General features: G+C 72.3%; 4 protein-coding genes and 1 pseudogene. 3 read left to right on the forward strand and 2 right to left on the reverse strand.

Annotation, left to right across the window (positions count from 1 at the left end; genetic code table 11):
* Nucleotides 1–405 precede the first annotated feature (405 nt).
* A complete protein-coding gene (locus G3I65_RS56905; protein ID WP_239070180.1) occupies nt 406–2,637 on the forward strand; it encodes a hypothetical protein in 2,232 nt (743 codons plus the stop codon).
* Nucleotides 2,634–3,188 (forward strand): hypothetical protein, encoded by a 555-nt coding sequence (locus tag G3I65_RS01280; protein ID WP_125314180.1) that lies wholly within the window; start codon nt 2,634–2,636, stop codon nt 3,186–3,188. The genes G3I65_RS56905 and G3I65_RS01280 overlap by 4 nt, the downstream gene beginning before the upstream one ends.
* A 13-nt stretch (nt 3,189–3,201) precedes the next feature.
* On the opposite strand, the gene G3I65_RS01285 is transcribed toward G3I65_RS01280, so the two are convergent.
* Together G3I65_RS01285 and G3I65_RS01290 are read right to left on the reverse strand one after the other, a co-directional pair.
* Nucleotides 3,202–4,452, reverse strand: a complete 1,251-nt coding sequence (locus G3I65_RS01285) for a sensor histidine kinase KdpD (protein ID WP_160693942.1) — start codon at nt 4,450–4,452, stop codon at nt 3,202–3,204.
* Complete coding sequence (locus G3I65_RS01290) at nt 4,449–5,114, reverse strand: response regulator transcription factor (protein WP_203612247.1); 666 nt, start codon at nt 5,112–5,114, stop codon at nt 4,449–4,451. Before G3I65_RS01290 ends, G3I65_RS01285 begins: the two co-directional genes overlap by 4 nt.
* Nucleotides 5,115–5,147: 33 nt before the next feature.
* Here G3I65_RS01290 and G3I65_RS01295 point away from each other — a divergent pair.
* A pseudogene (locus G3I65_RS01295) lies at nt 5,148–5,685 on the forward strand (hypothetical protein); the annotation flags it as partial.

Raw genomic sequence — 5,685 nt, forward strand, 5'->3', positions numbered from 1 at the left:
CCTTCGGAACGAGCGCCCGAGCGGCCGGGGGAGCACGAGCCGTCGCGGCCTACCGAGCGCGCGCCTTCGGAGCGCGCGCCGGAGCGGCCTGCCGAGCACGAGCCGACCCGGCCTACTGAGCGCGTGCCTTCGGAGCGAGCGTCGGAGCGGCCGGGGGAGCACGAGCCGGCGCGGCCTGCCGAGCATGTGTCTTCGGAGCGAGCGCCGGAGCGGGTTGCCGAACACGCGCCATCCGAACGAGCCGCGGAGCCCGCGCCGCGACCGGGTTCCGTCGGCGAGGCACTGGGCGGGGAACGGCCGCACACCGGGGTGGAGCCGGGCCGGGGCGAGGCACCGGCTTCCGGGACGGGCGAGCACTCACGGCATCAGGACGCCGAGCACGCCGGAACCCCGCCGCCCGACACCGTGCCATGGCGCGACGGCAAGGCCGTGCTGGACCCGAGCACGCACCAGGCCCACCTGACGGGTGCGCTCGCCCCGGAACGGGAAACGCACGCCACGACCGGCGTGGACCGCGACCACTTCCTGGAACAGGAGCGCTGGGCGACACCCGGTTCACCCGAGCCGAAAACGTTGCCGCAGAAGGTGGCCTTCGCCTTCCTTCAGGGTATCGGGCTGACCCACACCGGCCTCGACATGGCGGCGGGCCACCGCTTCACCCCCACCGGCGGACCGGCCGACGTGCCCCCGCCCAAGGACCACAAGCCGAAGAAGCACGAGGATGCGGCCGAGCCGGCCCCGGAGTCCACTCCGGACCCGCTGAAACCGGGCGACCCGGGTCTGCCGCCGAAATTCGGCGAGAACGCCGTCGCGCACATCGACCCCGAAGCGATGAAGGTCGACCGCATCGACCCGCCAACCCACCCGGCCCCGACTCCGGCCGACGTGCCCCCGCGCCCGAACGGCGACATCGACAAGGCAATCAACCCGGCCGCCACTCACGAGCCCGGCCCGCACCCTGACGACCGACCGTCCCCGGCCGCCGCTCGCGCGCACGGTGGTCACCCTGATGACCCGCGGCCATTGGACCCTGCTCACGGGCACGGTCGGTACCCCGATGATCAGCCTGCTCGCGAGCCCGGCTCGCACCCTGACGACCCGCCGTCCCCGGCCGCCGCTCGCGAGCACGGTGGTCACCCCGATGACCCGCCGAATCACGCGCGCGGCCGTCACGACGGCGATCCGCCCCCGGACCCGGCCCATGAGCGCGGTCCTCACTCCGACGACCCGCCCCCGGACCCCGGCCACGGCGAGCACGAGCACGGCCCCCACCCCGACGACCCCCCACCCCTCGACACCGTCAACGCCCGCCACGCCGAAAGCACCCCTTCCGGCAGCTCCTACCACGCCGCCGACCCCGATCTGGGCGACCTGCCCCACCGCGTCCCGCCCGACCCGCACGGCCGCCACACCGTCGACGTCCACGTCACCCCCGACGGCCGCGCCCGAGTCGGCGACCACCACTACACCCCCAAGGAGTTCGCCGACCTCCTCCGCCGCAACGCCGACTACGACGGCGGCCCGATCCGCCTGATCGGCTGCGACGCGAGTTCCAACGCGTTCGCCCACGGCCTGGCCCGCGAACTCGACACCGAAGTGCTGGCCCCGACGAAAGCCGCCTGGACCGACTCCCGCGGCCGGGTCTTCTCCTCCGGCTTCGAGGTCGGCCCGGACGGCCGCCTGCGCCCCCGGATCCCGCCCGACGGCGAGTGGCACACCCACCACCCGGACGGCTCCACCCACCGCGCCGGCGACGACGGCTTCGCGCCGGACACCCACCACGGCGACCCGCACGACGTCGACGTGGACAGCGCGCGCCACCGCGGGCAGCGGCCGTACGACCCGGCCGAGCGGGATCAGGACATGCGGGATCTGCGTCGGGAGAACCGGGATCTGCGCGAGGAAGGTCTCGACTCGGTCCGGCACCACGACGGCCGGAACGTCAACCCGACCACGGACGACCTGCGCCGGCCGCACGACCGCGCGCTGACCACCTCCAGGTACCGCAGCCTCGAGGGCGAGGCGGAGAGCATCCACAGCTTCAGCGGGAAGACCCACGACTGGGCGCCGGCGAGCGAAGGCCCGAGCTACCCGAAGCACGAGCGCCTGTTCGAAACGAAGGAAGCTGGTGCCTATCGGCCGGAGCTCGGCCGACCGGATCCCGAGGTCAAGTTCGGCCGGACGCACGACTCCGAACCCAAGCTCATGGAAGAGCTGGTCCGCCGTGACTTCGCCGAGCGGTCCGGGCTGCCCCGGGGTGAGGTCGACGAGATCGTCAGGAAGCAGATCGAGAAGCTGCGGCGGGAAGAAGCGACCGGGTCCCGGGCCTACGACAACGGCCTCAAGGGGGAGACCGCTCGCGCGCGGGACCGGATGGACAGCGCGCTCGAGGAAATCAACCGACGTGGAGCCGAGCGGGCGAGTGAGCGCGGCGAAACCTACGAACCGATCACGCGCGAGGGCATGGACGGCGATCTGCGCATGGTCGTGGACCTGCCTTCGGCCAAACGCGACAACATCCCGGTGGACTACCAGATTTGCGATTCGTGTCAGGATGTCATCATGCAGTTCGAGAAACTTTTCCCGAACGTGCGCGTCGAAGTCGTCAACATCAAGGGTGAGGAGCTGATCTGGTGACCGTGCCGAACGCCGGTGCCGCGGAACGGATCCGCGAAATCTTCGCCACGGCGGTGTCGGACGGGCTCCGCGCGGATTCGGTGCGTGGTGCGTCCGACGGCGAAATCGACGCTTGGGCCACCGGGCAGGGCTCGCGCACCGTTCCGGAGGCTGTTCGCGAAGTCTTCCGGCTGCTCGGCAACGACCACGGCCTGTGGCTGGCCGGGAGTTCGCTCGGGGTCCACGCGGTGGGGCGTGACGCGAAGAACCACCTGCTGGCCACCCTGCCGGCCCTCGATGACCCGTTGGCAGATCCCGAAGGCGCGCTCGTGCTGGTCGAGCACCAGTCGTACACCTTCCACGTCGTCGACGGTGCGGAAATCGAGCTGCCGGACCCGCCTGTCTGGCTCATCACCGAAGGTGAAGAAGCCGCAAAACAGTGGGACAGCGTTTCTTTCTGGTTCCGCACCATCACGCCGGACATCGCTCGCTACCGGGAACGGCTGGAAGTGATGCGCGAACTCGGCCGCCGCCGGATCCCGGATTGGGCGCAGTACATCGAACCCCGTTGAGCGGCCGTCGCGGTCAGGAGGTGCTCAGCGGGAACCGCAGTTCGAAGATCGCGCCGCCCTCGTCGGCGTTGTAGACCGACAGCGTCCCCCCATGGGCCTCCGCCACCCAGCGCACGATCGACAGGCCCAGCCCGGACGATCCGCCCGTGCTCGCGAAGCGGTCGAACGCGTCCTCGGTCAGCGTTGTGTCGATGCCAGGGCCGTGGTCGGCGACCGTCACTGTGCCGCCCGCGACCATCACGTGCACGATCGCCGGGGCGCCCGGCTGGCGGCCGTAGCGCAGGGCGTTGTTCAGGAGGTTCCCGACGGCTCGCTGGACCAGGGCCGGGTCGGCGTTCACCTTCGTCGGGGCCGTCGTCACCGTGACCTGGGCGCCGTCCGGTTCGGTGTCCTCGACCACGCCCGCCACCAGCTGGTCGAGCCACACCGGCTGGATGCTCAGCTGCTCGACGCCGGCCGCGAGGCGGGCGCGGACCAGGAGGTCGTCGATGATGCCGCCCATCCGCGCCGCCAGGCGGACCGTGCGGGGCAGCAGGTCCGTGCGCTGCGCGGGGTCGAGCATCGCCGTCTCGGCCAGTGCGCGCAGGGCCGCCACCGGGGTGCGCAGGTCGTGCGCGGTCTCGGCGAGGAGGACTTCCTGCTGCTGCAACGCCGACGCCGCCGGGCGGATCGAGCGGCCGGACAGCACGTGCGCCGCGAAGCCGAGCGCCGTGACCAGCAGCGCGCAGCTGCCGATCACCAGCAGCATGTAGCGCGTGTGCTCGGCCGACACCGCCGCCGTGTCCTCGATGGCGATCACCGCGGCGAACGGCTTGCCCGTCCGGCTGAGCAGCGGCTCCGCCCGGACCTGCACCAGTTCGCCGCCCGAGCCGCGCTGGTAGCCCGTCACCACCGTGCCGCCGCGCACCGCGTCGGTGGCCAGCCCGTCGAGCACCTGGGCGTCCACCGGCACGCACGTCCGCCGCGACAGGTGCGGCTGGAAGCCGGCCGCGCCGCCGGGCAGGATCGCGAACTGCGGGCACTGCTCGTTCAGCACGTCGGTGTTGACCAGCGAGAGGTCGATCGCGGCGTCGTAGCCGACCAGCCTGCTCACCGACGAGGTGACGCGCAGCAGCTCGGCGTTGATCCGCTCGGTGCCCTGGTCGGCGTCCTCACTGATCATGAACCAGGCGAACGCGATCAGGCCGACGGCGTTGACGGCGGTGAACAGCGCCGTCAACGCCCAGCGCAGCCGCCGGAGCCGCTCGGCCGACGAGCCGTTCACCCGGCACCCAGCCGATAACCGAGGCCGCGCACGGCGTGAATCAGCTCCGGCTCCCGCAGCTTGCGGCGCAACCGGCGGATCGTCACGTCGACCACGTTGGACATCGGGTCGGTCGTGCTGTCCCAGCAGTGCTCCAGCAGGTCGGCCCGCTGCACCGGGTCGCCGCCGTGCACCAGGAGGTACTCCAGCACCGCGTACTCCTTGTTCGACAACGTGAGCAGGACGCCGGCCCGGCGCACCTCGCGGCGCGCGCAGTCCATCACCAGGTCGTCGTGCCGCAGCACGGACGGCCGGTCCAACGCGGCGTGGCGGCAGAGGTTGAGCACGCGCTCGGTCAGCTCGGCCACGGCGAACGGCTTGACGAGGTAGTCGTCGCCGCCGTGCTCGAAGCCGGCGACCCGGTCGGCGAGCGCGTCGCGCGCGGTCAGGAACAGCACCGGTGTCCGCCAGCCTTCGAGGCGCCGCGCGTGGACGTACCCGATGGCGTCGCCGTCGGGCAGCATCCGGTCGAACACGACGCAGTCGTGCCGTCGCGTACGCAGGGCCTGGTCGGCGGTCGCGAGATCGCCCGCGACCTCGATGTCGAGGCCCGCCGCGCCGAGCCGCGCGGCCACCGCGACCCGCAGGTTTTCGTCGTCCTCGACGACCAGCACGCTTGTCATCGAAACCTCAGGTGCCCGGGGGAAAGTGGCCACATGCCCGAGCACGTTAACGCGTCGGCGGGCGAAGACCAGCGGTTCCGCGGGATCTGGCATGAACCGGCCGCGGCGAAACGAGGGGATGGGGCGATGGACCAGGCAAGCGGGCTCAGTCTCGTCGAGGGGACCGGACCGGACACGGCGGTCGGCGAGGTCCTGATCATGAGTGCCGACATTAGTGCGGCCGCCGTCGGGGAGTTCCGCCGGATCGCGCACGCGAACCTGCGGGCGGGGGTGCCCTGCCGGGCGCTGTTCCCCGATTCGGCCCGGCTGTCGGGCGCGGCGCGGGCGCTGGCACTCGCCGGGGCGCGGGTGCGGACCGACACCGAGGTGCCGATGGAGGCGCTGGTGCTCGACCGCCGGTCGGTGGTGCTGCCCGCCGAGCGGCCGGGCGCCAGCCTGGTTTCGTTCCGGCTGCCCGGGATGGTCACCGCGACGGCCGGGCTGTTCGAGCGGGCCTGGCGGACCGCGGTGCCGCTCGGGCCGTCGGACCTGCCCGAGTCCGGCGAAGACGAGATGCTGACCGCGCGCGAGC

It is taken from the genome of Amycolatopsis sp. SID8362, from assembly GCF_010550475.1.
GTDB classification, from domain to species: Bacteria; Actinomycetota; Actinomycetes; order Mycobacteriales; family Pseudonocardiaceae; genus Amycolatopsis; species Amycolatopsis eburnea.